Here is a 17,799-nt window from a genome sequence, read left to right on the forward strand (position 1 = left end):
CGCCGGCGACCGTCACCTGCTCCTCGGCGGGGTGTACACGACCAAGACGCCGGTCTCGCAGCGGTTCTCCGACGAGCCGCGTTAACCTTCCGTCGCGAGCGCGATCCCGAAGCCGATCAGTGCGGTGCCGGTCACCGCGTCGAGCGAGCGGCGCACACGCCGGCGCTGCAGCCACACCCGCACCTTGTGCACCAGCGCCATCAGCACCAGCAGCCACACCGCGCCGAGCACCGCGACCGTGTAAGCCAGCAGCAGCGCGTCCCACGTGGTGCTGTGGCCCGGGTCGAGGAACTGGGGCAGCACCGACAGGTACAGCGCCAGCACTTTCGGGTTCGTGATGTTGGACAAGAAGCCTTCGCGCCAGCGCCGGAACCCGCTCGCGCGCGAGCCGAGCGCGTCGAGCATCCGGTAGTCACCGCGCCAGGCACCACGCAGGGCCTGGAACCCCAGGTAGCACAGGTAGGCCACGCCCGCCCAGCGCACCGTGAGGAACAGCGGCTGCGAGCGCACGATCAGCGCGCCGAGCCCGAGCCCGACCGCCGTGCCCTGTACGAGGTTGCCGATCGCGATCCCGAACAGCGCCAGCAGCCCGCCCCTCGTCCCGCCGGCGAGGGCGTTCTTCAGGGTGACCATCGTGTCCGGGCCGGGGGCGAGCACTACCAGGACCACGAAGATCAGGTAGGTGCCATAGGAACTCCACGTCACGTCCACCCACGGTAGTTCGTTCCGGCACCAGCCGAGAAGTGATTTCGTCGACGGTGCGGAGGGGGTTACCGCCGAGTACGCTGAATCGGACGCCCACCATGGAGGTGCACCGTGCCCTATCCCACGGACCGTGAGCGCGACCGCCCCTGGGTGATGCGGACCTACGCGGGGCACTCTTCCGCGGGGGCGTCGAACGAGCTGTACCGCCGCAATCTCGCCAAGGGCCAGACCGGCCTGTCCGTCGCGTTCGACCTGCCCACGCAGACCGGGTACGACGCGGACCATCCATTGGCCAAGGGCGAGGTCGGCAAGGTGGGCGTGCCGGTCGCGCATATCGGTGACATGCGCAGGCTGTTCGACGGGATCCCGCTCGCCGAGGCGAACACCTCGATGACCATCAACGCACCCGCGATGTGGCTGCTCGCGTTGTATGTCACCGTCGCCAGAGAACAAGCCCGAGCGCAGGGCCTCGATCCGGCCGAGGTGCTGCCCAGGCTCGCCGGCACCACGCAGAACGACATCATCAAGGAGTACCTCTCCCGCGGGACGTACATCTTCCCGCCCGCGCCGAGCCTCCGGCTGATCACCGACGTGATCGCGTGGACCGTGCACCACCTGCCGAAGTGGAATCCGATCAACATCTGCAGCTATCACCTGCAGGAGGCGGGCGCGACTCCCACCCAGGAGGTCGCGTACGCGCTTTCGACCGCCATCGCGGTGCTCGACGCGATCCGCGACTCCGGCCAGATCGACGAGGCCGACATGGGCAGGGTCGTCGGCCGGATCTCGTTCTTCGTCAACGCCGGGGTGCGCTTCGTCGAAGAACTGTGCAAGATGCGGGCGTTCGCGCGGCTGTGGGACGAGCTGACCCGCGAACGCTACGGCGTCGAGGACCCGAAAGCGCGCCGCCTGCGGTACGGCGTCCAGGTGAACTCGTTGGGGCTGACCGAGGCGCAGCCGGAGAACAACGTGCAGCGCATCGTGCTCGAGATGCTGGCGGTTTCGCTTTCGCGCGACGCGCGCGCACGCGCGATCCAGTTGCCCGCGTGGAACGAGGCGCTCGGCCTGCCCCGCCCGTGGGACCAGCAGTGGGCGCTGCGCATGCAGCAGGTGCTCGCCTACGAAACGGACCTGCTCGAGTACGAGGACATCTTCGCGGGCTCGCACGTAATCGAGTCCAAAGTGGACGAGATCGTGGCCGGGGCGCGTGCCGAGATCGACCGGGTGGCCGGTCTCGGCGGTGCCGTCGCCGCGGTGGAAAGCGGGTATCTCAAGTCCCAGCTGGTGTCCTCGCTCGCGGAGTACCGGCGCGCCATCGAATCCGGTGAGCGGATCATGGTCGGCGTCAACAGGTTCGAAACCACCGAGCCGAGCCCGCTGCAGGCCGAGGGCGCCAAGGCGATCGAAACCGTGGATCCGGCTGTCGAGAAGCAGGCGGTCGCCGCACTCGAGGAATGGCGCCAGAAACGGGACGGCTCCGCGGTGGAGGCCGCGCTCGCGAAGCTGCGTGAGACCGCGAAGACCAGTGAGAACCTCTTCGAAGCGACGCTGGGGTGCGCTCGCGCCGGCGCGACGACGGGGGAGTGGGCGGGCGCGCTGCGCGAGGTCTTCGGCGAATATCGGGCGCCCACAGGAGTTTCCGCCGCGTCGATGTCCGGAGAGGGAGTCGAACTGTTTCACGTACGGGACCGCGTCAAGGCCACAAGTGACGAACTCGGCGAACGGTTGCGCATCCTCGTCGGCAAACCTGGCCTCGACGGGCATTCCAACGGGGCCGAACAGGTCGCCGTCCGCGCCCGCGATGCCGGATTCGAGGTGATCTACCAGGGCATCCGGCTCACCCCGGAGCAGATTGTCGCCGCCGCGGTGCAGGAAGGCGTGCATGTGGTCGGACTTTCCGTATTGTCAGGTTCGCACCTCGAAATAGTGCCGGAGGTGATCGACCGGCTGCGCGCGGCCGGTGCGGGCGACATTCCGGTGATCGTCGGCGGGATCATTCCGGCCGAGGATGCGACGCTGCTGATCGAACGTGGTGTCGCGCGGGTGTTCACGCCGAAAGACTACGAACTCACGGACATCATGGACGAGATCGTGACGGTGATACGCGAGAACCGGGGACTACCCCAAAAATGATCTCGTTCCGATAACGGGCTTTGACCCGAACGGCGCAGGCACCTACGTTCGGTGACAACTCGAACCAGAACGGGGTGCTCCGATGTCGCAGAGTGCGTGGACTAGGCGAGACTTCTTCAGGCGATCCGCCGTGGTGGGGGCAGCCGCAATCGGTGGGCCGGCGTTGCTGGCCGCATGCCAGAGCACGGGTGGTAGCAGCGGTGACACGCTGAAGGCGGCACAGGACGCCAAGACGATCAAGATCGGGATCGCCAACGAAGCGCCGTACGGATTCGCCAATTCCTCGGGCGAAACGACGGGTGAGGCGCCGGAGGTCGCGCGCGCGGCGTTCAAGCCGATGGGGATCGACAACGTGCAGGCCAGTGTCGTGCCGTTCGACCAGTTGATTCCCGCGCTGAACGCCAAGCAGTTCGACGTCGTGGCGGCCGGCATGTTCATCACGTCGACACGGTGCAAGGCCGCGCTGTTCTCCGACCCGGACTACACCGCCCTGGAGGCGCTGCTGGTGCCCAAGGGAAACCCGCAGGGCATCAAGACGCTGGCGGATGTCGCGGCGAAGAACGTCAAGGTCGCGGTGCTGTCCGCCGCGGTCGAGAAGGGCTACGCCACCGCGGCCGGTGTCTCCGAGAGCAATATCGAAACCCTGGACACGCAGGACAACATGTTGCGTGCGGTGACCACGGGGCGTGTCTACTGCGCCTGCCTGACCGACATCTCGTTGAAGTACCTGGCCAAGCAGAACCCCAGCGCGAACGTCGAGGTCACGCCCGGCTTCACGCCGACCGAGAACGGTAAGCCGGTCGTCTCCGCCGGTGGTTTCGTGTTCCGCCAAGGCGACACGTCGCTGCGCGACGCGTTCAACCAGCAGCTGAAGACCCTGCACAGCAACGGGCAGTGGTTGCAGATCGTCGAACCGTTCGGGTTCGGCCAGGCCAACCTGCCGCAGCCGGACGTGACGACCGACAAGCTCTGCGCTGCCTGATTTCGTGTCCGGAGACTATTCGTACATCGTCTCGTCCATCCTCAGCGGACTGGGTGCGACGGCCATGGCCACGATCGGCGGGATCGCGCTCGCGACCGTGCTGTCGTTCCTCGCCGGGCTGGCGATGCTTTCGCCGTCACGGTGGGTGCGGTTCATCAGCCGGATCTACGTCGAGGCGTTCCGCGGGACGTCCGAAGTGGTGCAGCTGTTCTGGCTGTATTTCGTGCTTCCCGCACTGGTCGGGTTCAAGCTGGTCCCGCTGTTCGCGGGGATCCTGGTGCTCGGCCTCAACCACGGCGCGTACGGCGCGGAGATCGTCCGCGGCGCGGTGCAGTCGGTGCCCAAGGCGCAGCGCGAGGGCTGTATCGCGCTGTCGCTTTCGCCGGCCCAGCGGATGTTCCGGGTACTGCTGCCGCAGGCGGTGGTCGAGATGTACCCGTCGTTCAACACCCTGTTCATCCAGCTACTCAAGGCCACCGCATTGCTGTTCTTCATCTCGGCCGGGGAGATGACCGAGAAAGGTGAGTTGCTGCGCCCGGTGTTCGGCAGCCACCTGGTGTTCATCTACGGGGTGGAACTCGTGTTCTACCTCCTCCTGGCGGTCGTGATCACGACGGTGATGCGGTTCCTCGAACGGGCCGGTGCGCGACGGCTGGGCCGCCAGCCGGTCGCTCGTAGCCGGATGTTCGCGAGGACGGCGGGAGTGTCCTGATGAACTGGGACTGGGAGAACGCCCGCGACTCGATTCCGTTGCTGCTTCAGGGCCTGGTCGTCACGGTGGAGCTCACCTTGCTGGGCTCGCTGGTGTCGTACGTGCTGGGGCTGGTGTTCGCGCTCCTGCGGCGGAGCCGGATCCCCGTCGTCAGCCAGCTGGTGTTCCTGATCGTCGAGGTGGTGCGCAGCACGCCGCTGCTCATCCAGATCTTCGTCATCTTCTACCTGCTGCCCGAGGTGGGTGTCCGGTTCTCGGCGTTCCTGACCGGGATCGTCGCGCTCGGACTCCACTACGCCACCTACACGTCCGAGATCTACCGCGCCGGGATCGAAGCGGTCCCGAAAGGACAGTGGGAGGCCTCGACGGCGTTGAGCCTGCCACGCACCCGGGTGTGGACGGGGATCATCCTGCCGCAGGCGATCCCGCGCGTGCTGCCCGCGCTGGGCAACTACATGATCTCGATGTTCAAGGAAACCCCGCTGCTGCTTTCGATCGGCGTGCTGGACGTGCTGAACCAGGCGAAGGAGCAGGGCGCGACCACGTTCCGCGTGATCGAGCCCTACACGCTGGCCGGCCTGCTGTTCCTGCTGATCAGCTTCCCGTCGTCGATCCTGGTGAGAAGGTTGGAACGCCGTGTCGGACAGCTCTAGCATGATCAGGTTCGATGACGTGGTGAAACGCTTCGGTGATCACGTCGTGTTGCGGGAGCTCAACTTCAACGTCGCGCCCGGCGAGTTCGTGACGCTGATCGGGCCGAGCGGTTCGGGGAAGACGACGATCCTGCGCCTGCTGATGACGCTCGAGCACGTCAACGGCGGCAGGATCTACGTCGGCGACGAGTGCCTGACGCATATGCCCAGGGGTGACAAGCTGGTGCCCGCCAACGAGAAGTACCTGCGGCGGATGCGCAAGCGGATCGGCATGGTGTTCCAGCAGTTCAACCTGTTCCCCAACATGACGGTGCTGCAGAACATCACCGAGGCGCCGGTCCGCTCGCTCGGACTGTCCAAAGGGGAGGCCGAGGCGCGTGCGGTCGACCTGCTGGACATGGTCGGCTTGTCCGACAAGTCGGGCGCGCGCCCGAGCCAGCTGTCCGGCGGGCAGCAGCAGCGCGTCGCGATCGCGCGGGCGCTCGCGATGCGGCCGGAGGTCCTGCTGCTCGACGAGGTGACGTCGGCACTCGACCCCGAACTGGTGGCGGGTGTGCTGGCGGTGCTCAAGGACATCGCCTCGACCACCGACATCACGTTCCTGTGCGTGACCCACGAGATGCAGTTCGCGCGGGACGTCTCGGACCGGGTGATGATGTTCGACCACGGTCAGGTCATCGAGGACGGCCCACCGGACAAGCTCTTCACCGACCCCGACCACGACCGGACCCGGGAATTCCTCCACGCCGTCCTGGACCGCCCCTAGGCCCTGCCCGCGCCCCGCGACCCACCCCCACCCCGCCGAGTTCGACGTTCGCGACGCCGAGTTTGCCGTTCGCGACGCCGAGTTTGCCGTTCGCGACGCCGAGTTTGCCGTTCGCGACGCCGAGTTCGGCGTTCGGGATGGTGAGTTCGGCGTTCGGGCCCGCGAGTTCGACGTCAGGCCGCCGGGTTCCGTGTCGACACGGTTTGATGTGGGTGCCACTCCTTGATCTGGGCGCTCAAGCCATCACCCCTTGACCGCGGGCGGGTCGGCATCGCATCATGTGTTCGTCAGTCGTGCAAATGTACGTCAGTCGAACAACGGAGACGAAGATGTCGGCCGGATCAGTCCTGCGGAGTGCGTTCACCACGAAGCTTTACCTCACCGTGCTGGTGGCTATCGTCCTGGGCGCGGTGCTCGGACTCGTGGCCCCGGGCGCCGGGGTCGCCCTTCAGCCCTTCGGCACCGGGTTCATCTCGCTCATCCGGATGCTCATCGCGCCGGTCGTGTTCTGCACGATCGTCACCGGCGTCGCATCGGCGGGTGAGCTCACCAGCGTCGGCCGCGTCGGTGTGAAGGCGCTGGTGTACTTCGAGGTGCTCACCACGATCGCACTGATCATCGGCCTGATCGTGATGGACGTGATCCGCCCCGGCGCCGGCATCCACGCCGATCCGGCGTCGCTCAAGCTCTCCGGGAGCGCCCAGCAGTACGTGCAGACCGGCCAATCGCAGCACTGGTACGACTTCCTCGTCGACATCATCCCGAAGACCGTGGTCAGCGCCTTCACCGACGGCAACGTGCTGCAGGTACTTCTGGTCGCCGTACTGTTCGCCGTCGCGATCAAGGCGCTCGGTGAGCGTGGCGCGCCGCTGGTCCGCGGGATCGAGCGGATCAGCGAGGCATTGTTCGGCATCGTCAGGATCGTCATGTACCTCGCGCCGATCGGCGCGTTCGGCGCGATGGCCTACACCACCGGCAAGTTCGGCGCGTCCACTTTGGCCAGTCTCGGTGGGATCGTGGTGCTGTTCTGGGTCACCGGAATCCTGTTCTGCCTCGTCGTGTTCGGGCTCGTCGCGAGGCTGTGCGGGATCCGGATCCTCAAGCTGTACCGGTACTTCTCCGACGAGTTGCTGATCACGCTGGGCACCGCGAACTACGAAGCCGTGATGCCCCAGCTGATGCGCAAGCTCGAGCACCTCGGCGCGCCGAAGCGGATCGTCGGTCTCGTCGTGCCATCCGGTTACGCCTTCAACGGCGACGGGGTGTGCCTCTACCTGGGGTTCGCGTCCCTCTACATCGCACAGGCCTTCGACGTGCATCTCTCGCTGTGGCAACAGATCGGACTGCTCGCGGTCTTCATGATCACCTCCAAGGGGAGTGCGGGCGTCGCGGGCGCCGGGTTCGTCATCCTCGCCGCGACGCTGTCCACGACGGGCGTGGTGCCGGTCGCGGGGATCATGCTCGTGCTCGGCGTCGACCGGTTCCTGTCCACCATGCGCGGCCTGGTGAGCCTGTGCGGCCAGATGCTGGGCAGCATCGTGGTGAGCCGCTGGGAGCGCGCGTTCGACCTCGACCGGGCACGAAAGGTGCTGTCCGGTGAAACACCCGCCGGGACCGTGGAAACCGTCCCGGCGGCCTGACCAAAAAGGAGTGTTATGGCAAGGCTGGACTACGTCGCCGGTGAGGGTGCGGTCGCTGACCGCATCCGGGCTCGCCGGGGTGGTCGCCTGACCCCGCTGGACGGCATGCTGCTGCACAGCCCGCCGTTCGCCGACGGCTGGAACAGCCTGCTCGGCGCCATCCGGGGGGCCTCGGCGCTGCCGGCCGACATCCGCGAGCTCGCGATCCTGCGGGTCGCCGAGCTCAACGGCGCGGAGTACGAGTGGTCCGCCCACGAACCCGTCGCCAAGGAGGCGGGCATGACGACGGAACAGATCGCCGCGGTGCGCGCCGGCGGCGACGTGGAGGTGCTCGACGCGCGCCAGCGTGCGACGCTCGCCTACACCGACGCGATGACCAGGAACGTCACCGTCGAGAATGGACTTTTCGGGCGGCTCGGTGAGTTCTTCGACCACCGGCAGGTCGTCGAGCTCACCGTGACCGTGAGCGCGTACAACATGGTTTCGCGGTTCCTCGTGGCATTGGAGGTCGGGCAGGAGTGACGGGCAGGCTCGACGGCAAGGTCGCCGTCATCACGGGGGCGGGCAGCGTCGGGCCCGGCTGGGGCAATGGCCGTGCGGCCGCGGCGCTGTTCGCCCGGGAGGGCGCGAAGGTGTTCGCGGTCGATCTGAACCCCGAGGCGCTCACGGAAACCGTGCGAATGACCGACGGCGAGATCAGGACGCACACCTGCGATGTCACCGACACTGCCGCGGTCGCGGAGATGGTCGAGGCCTGCCGGCGCCGGTTCGGGCGGGTGGACATCCTGGTCAACAACGTCGGCGGCTCCCGCTCCGGCGGCCCGGTGGAGCTCGACGAGCGGGACTGGCATTCCCAGCTGGACTACAATCTGACCAGCGTTTTCCTTACCTGCAAACACGTGATCCCGGTGATGAAGGCCCAGGGCGGTGGCGCGATCGTGAACACCGCATCGACCTCGGGCATCCGGTTCACCGGTTCGCCCCAGGTCGGTTACGCGTCTTCGAAGGCGGGCGTGATCCAGCTGTCGAAGGTGATCGCGGTGCAGCACGCGCCCGACGGCATCAGGGCGAACACCGTGGTGCCGGGCCAGTTGCACACCCCGATGGTCGAGGCGCGGCTGGCCGGGCAGCGTGCCGGCGGGGACGTGGACGCGTTGCTCGCCAAGCGCCAGGCCCGGATTCCCTTGGGGTTCATGGGAGACGGCCGGGACACGGCGTACGCAGCGCTGTTCCTGGCCTCGGACGAAGCTCGTTTCGTCACCGGCACCGAAATCGTCGTCGACGGCGGGATGACCGCGAGGTGTGACTGATGGAACCGACCTGCCCCGGGCCCGATCCGAATCCGAAGAAGCCCGCAGTCGCGTTACCGCCGGGCAGCTGTGACTCGCATTGCCATATTTTCGGCCCCACGGCGAAGTTTCCGTACGCGCCGGACCGGACGTTCACCCCGCCTGAGGTGCCGCTGGAAGACCTGCGACGGCTGCACGAGTTCCTCGGATTCTCGCGGGCGGTGATCGTGCAGTCGGCCTGTCATGGCGGTGATCATTCGTCCCTTCTGGACGCGCTGGACCGGGGCGCCGGACGGTATCGTGGGGTCGCGCTCGTGCGGCCCGAAACACCGGATACGGAGATCGCGCGGTGGCACGAGGCTGGGGTCCGCGGTGCTCGCCTGCATTTCACGCCGCATCTCGGGTCCGCACCTTCGCCGGAGACCATCCAGGCGATCGTCGGCAAGATCCGGCCGTATGGCTGGCATCTTGCGCTGCACGTGGCGGGGGAGGGGATCGCGGAGCACGAGGACATGGTGCGTTCGCTGCCGCTGACCGTGGTCATCGACCATATGGCCCGCGTGGACCTGCGGCAGGGCCTGGGGAGCAAGGCGGTCACGGCCCTGTTGCGGCTGCTGGACACCGGTTCGGTGTGGGTGAAGCTGAGCGGAGCCGACCGGCTCGCGGTGCATCCGCCAGGCATGCGGGACTCCGCCGCGCTGGCGCGGCTGCTGGCGGAGCACGCGCCGGAGCGGGTTGTCTGGGGCACCGATTTCCCGCACCCGAACACGCATGGGTTCATGCCGAACGACGGTGATCTGGTGGACCTGCTGACCGAGATCGCACCGTCTCCCGCCGCGCGGGAACGGCTGCTGGTGACCAACCCGACGCGATGTTTCGGCTTCTAATGCAGACCGGCGATGTCCTTGGTGATCGCTTCGGCTGTCTCCAGCAGGCGCGGCACGAAGCGGCCGCGCAACTCGTCGAGAGTGACGCGGGCGGCGTTGGCGGAGACGTTGAGCGCGGCCAGTACCTGTTCGCCGGAGCCGCGCACGGGCGCCGCGGCGGAGCGCACGCCTTCCTCGCGTTCGCCGTCCACGACCGCGTAGCCCTGCTCGCGCACGCGGCGCAACTCGGCCCGCAGTTCGGCCGGGTCGGTGATCGTGTTCGGCGTCAGCTTCCGCAGTTCGGTTCTCTCCAAATAGGACTCGAGCCGCGCCTCGGGCAGCGCGGCGAGCAGGACGCGCCCCATCGACGTGGGGTACGCGGGCAGGCGGGAGCCGACGTTGAGGGTGATCGTCATCGACCGGGTGGCCGGCACGCGGACCACGTAGACGATCTCGCCATTGTCCAAAGTGGCCATCGAGCTGGATTCCCTGAGCTCGTCGGACAGCGCGCGCATATGCGGCTGCGCGTGCTCCCAGAACGGCAGCGCGGCGAGGTACCCGTAGCCCAGCCGCAGGACGCCCGGCGTCAGGCGGAACTCGCGGCCGTCGGTCTCGGCGAAGCCCAGCCGCTGCATGGTCAGCAGGATGCGGCGCGCGGTGGCCCGGGTCAGGCCGGTCGCCGCCGCCGCGCCGCTCACCGTCATCGCGGGGCGCTCGGCCGAGAAGCTCTGCAGCAGCCGGAAGGCCTTCTCGACCGAGTCGATGACGTCGGGGTCTTCTCTCGACACCAGAAAGACGGTACCCGATGACCGAAGGACTCCTGTTCGTGCTGGCAGAGCCCGGCGTGGTGCCCGAGGACGAGTTCCACGACTGGTACGACCGGGAGCACGCACCCGCGCGGCTGTCGGTGCCGGGGATCCGCAGCGGCTACCGCTACCGCGCGGCCGACGGCGCCCGGCCGGGCTGGCTCGCCTGGTACGAACTCGACCTCGAGGCGCTGCACAGCGAGGCGTACCAGGCGATCCGCAGGCGCAGCCCGCGTGAGCAGTCGGTCGTCGACCGTCTCGAAACGCTGGATCGCCGTGTGTACGAACTGATCGACGACGAGGGCACGCGGGCGGCCGGGGCACCGGTGGTGGTGTCGGTCGCTTTGTCGACCACGGACGGGGCGGGCCTGGACGCCTGGTACCGCGAGGAGCACATCCCGCGGCTGCTCACGGTGCCCGGCTGGCGCCGCGTCCGCCGCTACCGGCGGGTCGAGGGCCCAGGCCCGGATCTGCTCGCGTTCCACGAGATCGACGGCATCCAATCGTTCGATCATTCGGGTTATCGCGCCGCGACCAGCACGCCGCGGCGCGCGCGGGTGATGGCGAAGGTGACCGCGCGCGAGCGGCGGGTGTTCGCCTTCCACAACACCGCGCGCCCTTGCCTGCCCGGTACCCCATGAGGTACACCAGGAAGTTCACGACTTCCAGCTGGGGGACGGCATGGCCGGGCCGGGGTGCGAAAGACCGGTGACGAACAGCTTCGACGGGACCGTCACCGGTCCTGTCGTGCAGGCGGGTTCGGTGCGGTCGCTGCATGTGCATGCGCGGCGCGCGATCGTCACCCCCGCTCAGCTGCCGTTGCCGCCACCCGTCGTGGCAGGCCGCGTGCGAGAGCTCGCCGCACTCGACGCGTACCGCGCCTCGGCCGGACGGCTGCCGCTGGTGATCCTCACGGGTCCCGCGGGCACCGGCAAAACCACGCTCGCCCTCCACTGGCTGCACAGCGTCCGCGCTCACTATCGCGACGGGCAGCTGTACGCGGATCTCGCGGCCTTCGATCCCGCCGGGCCGACGCCACCGGACACGGTGCTGCACCGGTTTCTCACCGCCCTCGGCATGCCGGCGGACGACGTGCCCGCTGCGATCGAAGAGCGCGAAGCGGCTTTTCGCTCTCTAACGGCGGAACGAGCCATCGCCGTGCTGCTGGACAACGCCGTCTCGGCCGCGCAGGTCCGCCCCTTGCTGCCCGCGACCGCGGAGGGCGTCGCGGTCGTGACGAGCCGGTGGCGGCTCGCCGGCCTGGCGAACCAGGGGCACTATGTCGAGCTCGGCCCGCTCGGCACCGAGGAATCGGCGGGTCTGCTGGCGGAACTGGTCGGGCGGGCGAGGGTCGAGGCCGAACCCCAAGCGGCACGCGCACTTTCGGACAGCTGCGGCGGGTTGCCGCTCGCGCTAGCCGTCGTCTCCGCCCGGTTGCGCACCCGCCCACATCGAAGCCTCCAGCGTGAAACCGCTTCGTTGCGCCGCCGCTTCGCACTGCTGCGGCTGTCGTCGGAGGAACTGTCGTTGCAGGCCGTGTTCGATGCCTCCGTCGTGCGGCTTTCTCCTGCGGCGGCCCGGCTTTACCGGCTCGGCGGCCTCCATCCCGGCGGCGGTTTCGACGCCGATGTGCTGACCGACGTGAGCGGTGCGGCCCCGGAAGAGGTCGACGACGGGCTCGAAGAACTGCTCGACGCCAACCTGCTCACCGAGGACGAGCAGGGCCGGTTCAGGTTCCACGATCTCGTCCGCGCGCACGCGCTCGACCGCGCGGAGCAGGACCTGCCGGAGCCGTCGCGGCGGGACATCGTCGAGTGGTACCTGATGATGACGGTCAAGGCGGACGCGGTGGTGCATCCGCACCGCTGGCGTCTTGGCCCGCGCTACGCGGCGAATCCGTTGCCCCGGCCGGTCGAGGACGCCGGCGGCTGGCTGGACCGTGAGCAGGCGAGCATCCGCAGCGCGGTGCTGGAGGCGGACCGGCGCGGCTGGTCCGAGCTGGTCTGGCAGTTCTGCGAGGCGCTGTGGGGATTCTTCCTGCACCACAGGCATTACCAGGACTGGATCGAGCTGCAGCGGCTCGGCATCGCTGCCGCCGAGCAGTGCGGAAACCGGCTGGCGGAGGCTCGCCTGCGCTCGCAGCTCGGCTTCGCCTACGCCAAAATCGGGCGTTTTCGTGAGGCCGTCGCGGAGAACGAGCTGGCGCTTCGGCTCGGCCGGGCCGAGAAGCACGACCTCACGATGGCCACCGCGCTTTCCCAGCTCGGCCGCGCGGCGCGCGGTTCGGGTGACCTGCTCGCGGCGCTCGACTACTTCCGTGACGCGGCCGGGGTCCAGGCGCGTATCGGCGTGCCTCGCGGAGTGGCGCTGTGCCGCCGCCGGGCTGGAGAGGTGCTCGCCGACCTGGGCCGCATCGAAGAGGCCGAGGTAGAACTGACGGCAGCCGCGCGGGGGCTGGCCACCCTCGACGATCCGATCCAGTACGCGAGGACGCTGACCGCGCTCGGGGCTTTGCCCGCGCGCCGGGGCCGTCCGGAGGAGGGGCTGCCGCTGATGGTCGAGGCGCTGGCGATGACGCGAGAAGCCGGTTCGCCCCACTACGTCGCCGAGGTTCTGTTCGCGTTCGGGGAACTCGACATCGCTTGCGCGCGAACGGAATCCGCGAGCGAGCATCTCGGCGAGGCGCAGCGGATCTACGAGTCGACGGCCGATCCGCGGGCCGAACTGGTCGCGGCGAGACTGGCCGAGATCTCCAGGCCGTAGGCGAGCGCCGCCGCGAGCACCGTCAGGGGCGAACCGCCGTCGACGATCACGTCCGCGCAGGCCAGCCACGGTTCCCCGGCTTCGGCCCGCAGCGCGACGAGGCAGTCGATCTCGTTGCCGCGAAAGCGCATCACGACCCGGTACACGCCTGGCACGTCAGGCACAGGGCACCGCCGGGACCGCGGGCGCCTGTGCTGGTTCGGGGATGCCGAGCAGGTCGTACATCACCGCGCGCAAGGCGGCCGCCGCACCGTCGGGGCGGGACGTGATCGCGGGAAGCGCGGCGGATCGCAGCGCGGTCGTCCGCCGTACGGCCGTGTCGCGCTGAGCGGCCAGCGGGCGGCCGAGCCGCAAGCGCGGGGCGTGTTTCCCGATGACCTCGGCGATGCTGCCTTCACGGAGGTTCCCGCCGGGCCAGGTGGCGAGCGTGACGGGACGGCCGATCGCCGCGGCGTAGGCCGTGGTCGAGCCGTGGTCGCCGAGCACCCAGTCGGACGCGATCACCGCGGCGCGCCAGCCTTCGTCGGGCGGGATGAGCCGCAGCCCGCTCCTGGACAGCCACGCCGCGATCTGGCGCCGGCCGTGGACCGCCCACGCCTGCGGATGCAGCACCAGCGCCACGTGCGCGAACTCGTCGAGCAGCCTGCGGCACAGCGACGGCAACCGCCCCAGCACGGAATCCGCCGACCACGTCGAGCTCACCGTGACCAGCAGTTGATCGTCTCCGATCCCGAGCGCCTGCCGGTACCGGTGGCGCGAAGGCAGGCTCGCGCGCATCCGGTCGAGGCAGAGATCCCCGGTGACCACGGCCCGGTCGAGCGCTTCCGGGCACCGCCGCGCGAGCAGGTCGCGCTCGCCCTCGTGCGGGAGGGCGAGCGCCGCGGGCAGCACGCGCCCGCGGTAGGTCAGCAGCTCCCGGTCCAGGCCGGTCGTCGGGATCGCCGCGCCGTTCGCCTTCCGGCTGTACTTCCGCGACATCGCGGCACCCGCGCCGTGCGGCAGCAGCAGGATGGGGCCCCTCAGTTCGGGCAGGTGCCGGTGGCTCGCGGCGACCACGAGATCCCACTCGTGCCGGACGGCCTGGTGCCACGGGACGACGAGGCCGCCTTGTGCCCGCACGAATTCCTCGACGCCGTGCCAGACGTCGGTGGTGTGCGGCACGGTGAACAGGGTCTGGGTGCGAAAGTCGGTCTCGACCAGCGGGAGCACGTCCAGCAGCCGGGTTCCGGCCGTCATCGTGGGCACGACCGCGAGGACGGTCTTGCAGCCCGCGACGGTGGTGCGCGCGGCGGCGTCCGGCCCGAGCGGGCCGCGAATCCAGAGGTTCATGACATCGAGCGTTTCGGGGTGTTCTGACAGATTCTGGTCGCGCCGGCGGGCATTCGCCTTACCGCTGCGGGCCTTTCCCGACAGGAACATGTCAGATCGATGAAATTACCGAATTCCGCTACGAGCCGGAACCTCGGCTGGCATTCTGAACTCGTAGTGAGGAGGTGATCGCGGTGGGTGATGATTTCGAGTTCGGCATTCTGGGCGAGACGATCGTGCAGCTGCACGGGCAGCTGGACGTGCAGCGGATAGGCGCGCCGCGATTGCGCCAGACCTTGGCGGTGTTGCTCACCGAGCCGCGCCGGCGGGTCTCGTTCGAACGGCTGGTGCGCTGGATATGGCGTGAGCACGAGCGGCCGCCGAAAAACCCGGAAAGCACCTTCCACACCTACGGTCACCGAATCCGGCAATTGTTGCTCGGGTCCGTTTCGAGCGCCCGATTAATCACCGTCGACGGCGGTCTCCTGCTCGATGTGGACGAGTCGGTGATCGATTACGGTCAATTCCGGGAATTGATCACTCGCGCCCGTTTCCACCACCGCCGCGCCGAGCACGAAGAAGCGCTGGAGCTTGTCACCGCCGCGGTCGGGCTGTGGCGCGACCGCCCGCTCGCGGACCTGGACAGCGAGCCGGCGCGCGACTGGCGGCGGCGGGTCGTGCACGACGAATGGCTGCCCGCGAACGAGCTGCTCCTGGACACCCAGATCGCGCTCGGCCGGTACGAACTCGCGCTGCTTCGCCTCGGTGAGCTGGATCGCCGGCACCGGTACGAGGTCGGCCTGGTCAAGCGGCGGCTCACCGTCCTGCACGCGCTCGCGCGCCACAGCGAGACGACGGCGTACTACCTGGCGACCCACCGGTGGCTGCGAGAGGAGGCGCGCGACGAGGAGGCCGGCGAACTGCGTGCCCACCACGAGTCGCTGAAGCGGCGGGCGCCCGTAGTGAGGAGCGAGGAATGCCAGGTTCCGCCGCGCCGGCTTCCGCGCGAGATCGCCGACTTCACCGGCCGCGCCGACCTGCTCGACCAACTGGACGCACTCACCGGCGCAGGGTCGGTCGTCGCATTGTCGGGCCTCGGCGGGGTCGGCAAGACCGCAACGGCGGTGCGATGGGCCACGCGGGCGCTGCGCACCGGCGCCGGCGTGTTGTTCGTGGATCTCCGCGGCGTCTCGCCCACGCCGCGGATGGAACCGCGCGTGGCGGTGGAATCCCTTCTCGCCCAACTGGGCTATCCGGTGGCGCAGGTGGCCGGGGGCGCGGCCCGCGCGCGGAAGCTCCAAGAACTTCTCGACGCGCGTCCCGTGCCCGTCATCCTCGACAACGCCGAGAACTCGGCGCATGTCCAGGCGCTCTTGCCGATCCTTGGCGCCTGTCCGGTCGTGATCACCAGCAGGCAACGCCTGACGGAACTCGCGATGCGACAAGGAATCCCGTCGCTCACCGTGGGTCCACTCTCACCGTCTGAGGCGGTGACGCTGATGGCGGGCCGGATTCGCGGCCGGTCCGGGGACGAGGACGTCCAGCCGCTCGCCGAGCTTTGCGGCGGCCTCCCGCTGGCGCTGACCGTCGTCGCCGAACGGGCGGCCAGCAGGCCGGAGATTCCGTTGCGGGCGTTGGCGAACCGGCTGCGGGACAGCACCTTGCTGCTGTCCATCGGCCACGACGGGGACGGGCCGGACTCGAGCCTCGGCGCGGTGTTCCGCCTGTCCTACGACGCGCTGCCCGCCGCGACCGGCAGGCTGTTCCGCCTGCTCGGAGTGCATCCGGGCGCGGAGTTCGGCGTACCGGCCGCCGCCGCACTCGGGCGGGAGCCGTTGCCGGTCACCCGGCGCCGCCTCGACGAGCTCGTCGGCGCGCATCTGCTCGAGCAGCCGGGCGACGTCGACCGCTACCGGATGCACGATCTGCTGCTCGCCTTCGCCGCCGAGGAAGCCGAAGGCGATCCCGAGCGCGAGCAGGCGCGCGAGCGGCTGTACTGCCACTATCTGCACACCGCGCACGAGGCGCACCAGGCCGTCTTCCCCCGGCTCGCCCGCCCGCCGTTACCTCCGGTGGTCCCGGGCGGCGAAGCGCGAACCTTTTCCGGCGAAGCGGAGGCGATGCGCTGGTATCGCGACGAGCGCACGAACCTCACCGCGCTGATCGGCCACGCGATCGAGGCGGGACTGCCCGGCTACGCGTGGCTGGTGCCGCACCTGATCGCCCACGCGTTCACCAGGATGGGCTTCACGTCCGAGATCGTCGGCGCCTACACGGCGGTCGTGCGCGAAGCCGCTGGCATCGACGAGCTTTCGCTGGCATCCACGCTCAACGACCTCGGGCATTTCCTGGTCACCATCGGCGATACCGCAGGGGCGGCCGGGGCGTTGCACCGCGCGGGCGAGATCGTCGGCCGGCACGACGAGCCGATGGCCGAGTTGACGGTGCGGATGAACCTCGCAGCCCTGGCTCAGCGCGAGGGCCGGTACGAGGCGGCAGCCGAGAGGTACGGCGACTGCCTCCGGATGGCGCGGGAGCTGGGAGACGACGAGCGTGAGGGCAAGGCGGAGCACGGTTTGGGACAGAGCCTCGCCCGAAAGCGCTTACTCGAACCGGCCGCTGGACATTTCGAGCGGGCGTTGCGGATCCGGGAGCGGCTGGAGGACCCGGCGGGCCGGCTGGCGACGTTGACGGAGCTGTGCGCGGTCGCCCGGATGGCGGGGCACCACGGGCGTGCCGAGGAACGGGGCGCGCAGGCGGCCGCACTGTTCGACCAGGTGCAGGACGTCAGCGGCGGGCTGCGCCTGTACCTGGTGCTGGCGGAGCTGGCGCTCGACCGGAACCGGTTGCCCGACGCCGTGCGGTGCGGGCGCAGGGTGCTCGAACTCGCTTCGCCCGCCGCCGACGCGACGGCCGAAGCCGAGGGGCTCGACCTGCTCGGCCAGGCTTGGCTGCGGCTGGGCGAGCGCAAGGAGGCGCGGGACGCCTGGCAGCGGGCGGTCGGGATCTTCCGCGACCGTGGCGAGAGATGGCGGGCCTCCGTGCTGGACCGCAGGCTGGCGGAACTCGGGCCGGAGCCGGTCATCCCCGCGGCGCGTGACACCTCGGGCGAACATGTCCTGTGGTGGCCTCACTCGAACAGGTGATAACCGGTTCACTCTACGGAACCCTGACTT

The 17,799-nt window shown here is 69.1% G+C and carries 16 protein-coding genes; 12 read left to right on the forward strand and 4 right to left on the reverse strand.

All coding sequences use genetic code 11. From position 1 onward, the window contains the following. Window positions 1-81: 81 nt before the first annotated feature. Window positions 82-705, reverse strand: coding sequence for a LysE family translocator (locus tag FG385_RS26495; RefSeq protein WP_139099509.1), 624 nt, complete (start codon window positions 703-705; stop codon window positions 82-84). Window positions 706-816: 111 nt separating this feature from the next. Here FG385_RS26495 and FG385_RS26500 point away from each other — a divergent pair, with 111 nt between their 5' ends. From FG385_RS26500 to FG385_RS26545, 9 genes are all read left to right on the forward strand, one after another. After that, window positions 817-2,838 (forward strand): protein meaA, encoded by a 2,022-nt coding sequence (locus FG385_RS26500; protein ID WP_139099510.1) that lies wholly within the window; start codon window positions 817-819, stop codon window positions 2,836-2,838. An 82-nt stretch (window positions 2,839-2,920) separates the two neighbouring features. After that, the gene (gene ehuB, locus FG385_RS26505; protein ID WP_139099511.1) at window positions 2,921-3,820 is read left to right on the forward strand and encodes an ectoine/hydroxyectoine ABC transporter substrate-binding protein EhuB; all 900 of its coding nucleotides are present in this window, start codon (window positions 2,921-2,923) and stop codon (window positions 3,818-3,820) included. Window positions 3,821-3,824: 4 nt separating this feature from the next. After that, window positions 3,825-4,532: an amino acid ABC transporter permease gene (locus FG385_RS26510; RefSeq protein WP_139099512.1), complete on the forward strand. Its 708-nt coding sequence runs from the start codon at window positions 3,825-3,827 to the stop codon at window positions 4,530-4,532. Further along, the gene (gene ehuD, locus FG385_RS26515; protein WP_139099513.1) at window positions 4,532-5,185 is read left to right on the forward strand and encodes an ectoine/hydroxyectoine ABC transporter permease subunit EhuD; all 654 of its coding nucleotides are present in this window, start codon (window positions 4,532-4,534) and stop codon (window positions 5,183-5,185) included. The genes FG385_RS26510 and ehuD overlap by 1 nt, the downstream gene beginning before the upstream one ends. A gap of 1 nt (window position 5,186) precedes the next feature. Continuing rightward, on the forward strand, window positions 5,187-5,951 hold the full coding sequence (ehuA, locus tag FG385_RS26520) for an ectoine/hydroxyectoine ABC transporter ATP-binding protein EhuA (protein WP_139099514.1): 765 nt from the start codon (window positions 5,187-5,189) through the stop codon (window positions 5,949-5,951). 329 nt (window positions 5,952-6,280) lie between these two features. Continuing rightward, on the forward strand, window positions 6,281-7,591 hold the full coding sequence (gene dctA / locus FG385_RS26530; protein ID WP_139099515.1) for a C4-dicarboxylate transporter DctA: 1,311 nt from the start codon (window positions 6,281-6,283) through the stop codon (window positions 7,589-7,591). Window positions 7,592-7,606: 15 nt separating this feature from the next. Beyond that, window positions 7,607-8,113, forward strand: a complete 507-nt coding sequence (locus tag FG385_RS26535) for a carboxymuconolactone decarboxylase family protein (protein ID WP_139099516.1) — start codon at window positions 7,607-7,609, stop codon at window positions 8,111-8,113. Then, window positions 8,110-8,901 carry an SDR family NAD(P)-dependent oxidoreductase gene (locus FG385_RS26540; protein ID WP_139099517.1) on the forward strand — a complete coding sequence of 264 codons (792 nt, stop codon included), beginning with the start codon at window positions 8,110-8,112 and terminating at the stop codon, window positions 8,899-8,901. Before FG385_RS26535 ends, FG385_RS26540 begins: the two co-directional genes overlap by 4 nt. Continuing rightward, entirely contained in the window at window positions 8,901-9,767 is an 867-nt protein-coding gene (locus FG385_RS26545; RefSeq protein WP_235022804.1) for an amidohydrolase family protein, read from the forward strand. The genes FG385_RS26540 and FG385_RS26545 overlap by 1 nt, the downstream gene beginning before the upstream one ends. Here FG385_RS26545 and FG385_RS26550 read toward each other — a convergent pair. Beyond that, window positions 9,764-10,534: an IclR family transcriptional regulator domain-containing protein gene (locus FG385_RS26550; protein ID WP_139099519.1), complete on the reverse strand. Its 771-nt coding sequence runs from the start codon at window positions 10,532-10,534 to the stop codon at window positions 9,764-9,766. The two genes, FG385_RS26545 and FG385_RS26550, sit on opposite strands and share 4 nt — an antisense overlap. 17 nt (window positions 10,535-10,551) lie before the next feature. Between FG385_RS26550 and FG385_RS26555 the strand changes: the two genes are divergently transcribed. Both FG385_RS26555 and FG385_RS26560 read left to right on the forward strand, forming a co-directional pair. Then, window positions 10,552-11,193, forward strand: coding sequence for a hypothetical protein (locus FG385_RS26555; protein ID WP_139099520.1), 642 nt, complete (start codon window positions 10,552-10,554; stop codon window positions 11,191-11,193). A 67-nt stretch (window positions 11,194-11,260) separates the two neighbouring features. Further along, complete coding sequence (locus FG385_RS26560; protein WP_160148890.1) at window positions 11,261-13,315, forward strand: ATP-binding protein; 2,055 nt, start codon at window positions 11,261-11,263, stop codon at window positions 13,313-13,315. Here FG385_RS26560 and FG385_RS26565 read toward each other — a convergent pair. Next, window positions 13,246-13,479: a hypothetical protein gene (locus FG385_RS26565; protein WP_139099522.1), complete on the reverse strand. Its 234-nt coding sequence runs from the start codon at window positions 13,477-13,479 to the stop codon at window positions 13,246-13,248. The genes FG385_RS26560 and FG385_RS26565 overlap by 70 nt on opposite strands. Beyond that, a complete protein-coding gene (locus FG385_RS26570; protein WP_139099523.1) occupies window positions 13,472-14,644 on the reverse strand; it encodes a hypothetical protein in 1,173 nt (390 codons plus the stop codon). Before FG385_RS26570 ends, FG385_RS26565 begins: the two co-directional genes overlap by 8 nt. A 173-nt stretch (window positions 14,645-14,817) precedes the next feature. Between FG385_RS26570 and FG385_RS26575 the strand changes: the two genes are divergently transcribed. Continuing rightward, window positions 14,818-17,769: an ATP-binding protein gene (locus FG385_RS26575; RefSeq protein WP_160148891.1), complete on the forward strand. Its 2,952-nt coding sequence runs from the start codon at window positions 14,818-14,820 to the stop codon at window positions 17,767-17,769. Window positions 17,770-17,799 lie beyond the last annotated feature (30 nt).

The sequence above is a fragment of the Amycolatopsis alkalitolerans genome (assembly GCF_006152065.1).
In the GTDB taxonomy this organism is placed as follows: Bacteria; Actinomycetota; Actinomycetes; order Mycobacteriales; family Pseudonocardiaceae; genus Amycolatopsis_E; species Amycolatopsis_E alkalitolerans.

Coding starts and splice junctions, on each gene's coding strand:
- FG385_RS26535 (WP_139099516.1), top strand. CDS start 7,607: ATGGCAAGGCTGGACTACGTCGCCGGTGAGGGTGCGGTCGCTGACCGC.
- FG385_RS26545 (WP_235022804.1), top strand. CDS start 8,901: ATGGAACCGACCTGCCCCGGGCCCGATCCGAATCCGAAGAAGCCCGCA.
- ehuB (WP_139099511.1), top strand. CDS start 2,921: ATGTCGCAGAGTGCGTGGACTAGGCGAGACTTCTTCAGGCGATCCGCC.
- FG385_RS26555 (WP_139099520.1), top strand. CDS start 10,552: ATGACCGAAGGACTCCTGTTCGTGCTGGCAGAGCCCGGCGTGGTGCCC.
- dctA (WP_139099515.1), top strand. CDS start 6,281: ATGTCGGCCGGATCAGTCCTGCGGAGTGCGTTCACCACGAAGCTTTAC.
- ehuD (WP_139099513.1), top strand. CDS start 4,532: ATGAACTGGGACTGGGAGAACGCCCGCGACTCGATTCCGTTGCTGCTT.
- ehuA (WP_139099514.1), top strand. CDS start 5,187: ATGATCAGGTTCGATGACGTGGTGAAACGCTTCGGTGATCACGTCGTG.
- FG385_RS26570 (WP_139099523.1), bottom strand. CDS start 14,644: ATGAACCTCTGGATTCGCGGCCCGCTCGGGCCGGACGCCGCCGCGCGC.